The sequence below is a fragment of the Dietzia sp. UBA5065 genome (genome assembly GCA_002415925.1).
Classification (GTDB): domain Bacteria; phylum Actinomycetota; class Actinomycetes; order Mycobacteriales; family Mycobacteriaceae; genus Dietzia.
Genome location: DIAZ01000122.1, coordinates 20,936 through 22,595, shown reverse-complemented (window position 1 = coordinate 22,595; position 1,660 = coordinate 20,936). Strand labels below are relative to the sequence as shown.

The following is a 1,660-nucleotide window of genomic DNA, read 5'->3' as shown; positions in this document are numbered from 1 at the left end:
CCCGCTCGATGGAGTGGAACACCATGTTCCGGACGTTCATCCGTGCGACCTCCATCCTCGCCAGCTTGAGCTGGATCAGCTGGAAGCGGCCGATCTCCTGGCCCCACAGGGTGCGGTCCCGCGAGTAGTCGACGCACAGCCGGTGGCATTCCTCGATGATGCCCAGGGCCATGGTCGCCACGCCGATCCGCTCGGCCGTGAAGCTGGACCGCGCCGACTCCCGCCCGTCCCCGCCGCGGCCCTCGCCCGACCCGCCGAGCAGCCGATCCGGTCCCAGGCGGACGTTGTCGAAGAACAGTTCGCCGGTGGGGGAGCTGTGCAGGCCCATCTTCTTGAATGGCGCGCCCTGGGTGAGCCCCTCCATGCCCTTGTCCAGCACAAAGGTGAGGACCTTGCGGTCCCGCCGGGCGGCCGGGTCATCGGTGCCGCCCTCGTCGAGCTTGGCGTAGACGATCATCACGTCGGCGTACGGGCCGTTGGTGATGAAGGTCTTCCGGCCGTTGAGGATGTAGTCCTCGCCGTCGCGCCGCACGTAGGTCCGCATCCCGCCGAAGGCGTCGGAGCCGGAGTCCGGCTCGGTGATCGCCCACGAGGCGACCTTCTCCATGGTGGCGATCCCCGGCAGCCAGCGCTCCTTCTGCTCGAGCGTGCCCCGCGAGGCGATCGTGGTGGCGCCCAGCCCGAGGCTCACCCCGAGCGCCGAGACCAGGCCCATGCACGCCCCGGCCAGCTCGCTGATCACCACGGCCATCATGGAGTCCCGGCTCTCGAGGGCGCCGCCGGTCCCGCGGTCCTCGTCGTCGTCCCCCTCCCCACCGTCGCCGCGCGGCGCGCCACCTGCCGCGGCGCCGACGGTCTCCCTCGCCCGCTCCCGGGCGAGCATCTTCTCCACGCCGTCGGCGGCCATGGTGTCGATCCCGAACTCGGCGAACAGCTTCCGGATGATCGGGTACGGCGTGATCTCGCCGCTCTCGAGCGCATCCATCTGGGGGCGGATCTCCTTGGCGATGAACCCCCGTACGGCGTCGCGGATCATCAGGTCGGTCTCGGACCACTCGTACATCGGCTGCGTCTCCTCGCTGTAACACGTGTCAGCCCAGTGTGTCGTGGTCGGACGCCCGGCAACGGGGTTTCCCGCAGACCGCCGCCGGGTTCGGGCAGACTCGCACGCATGAGCGCCCCCGCCGTGAACGCCACCCACCCCGCCCGTGACGACCGGGCGGGCCGCGGCCGACTGGGCCGGGTCGGGCTGTGGACGGGCTCGCTCGAGGGCGTTCCCGTCGCGCAGGTCCCCGACGTGCTGGGCGAGCTCGACGACCAGGGCTGGGGGTCGCTGTGGTTCGGCGAGGCGGTCGGTCGGGAGGCGTTCACCGCCGCCCAGCTCTACCTGGGCGCGACCCGCCGGATGACGATCGGCACCGGTATCGCCAACATCTACGGCCGCGACGCCTCCGCCGCCGGTTCGGCCGCGCGCACGCTGGAGGCGTCGCACCCCGGGCGGTTCGTCCTGGGCCTGGGGGTCTCCCACGCCCCGCTGGTCGAGCGCCACCGCGGCCACCACTACGGCCGCCCGCTCTCGGCGATGCGCGAGTACCTCGACGCCCTCGACCGCACCCGCGCGCTGGCCGCCGGCGAGGACGTGATGCCGCCGGTGGTCCTC

General features: G+C 72.1%; 2 protein-coding genes. One reads left to right on the top strand and one right to left on the bottom strand.

Annotated features, from left to right (window positions below; all coding sequences use genetic code 11):
* Window positions 1-1,063: acyl-CoA dehydrogenase family protein (locus tag B4M60_RS09470; RefSeq protein ID WP_291082762.1), on the bottom strand; the 1,063-nt coding region annotated here is incomplete at its 3' end.
* A gap of 108 nt (window positions 1,064-1,171) precedes the next feature.
* Between B4M60_RS09470 and B4M60_RS09465 the strand changes: the two genes are divergently transcribed.
* Window positions 1,172-1,660 (top strand): LLM class flavin-dependent oxidoreductase (locus tag B4M60_RS09465; protein ID WP_291082759.1); only part of this gene is annotated, 489 nt, incomplete at its 3' end.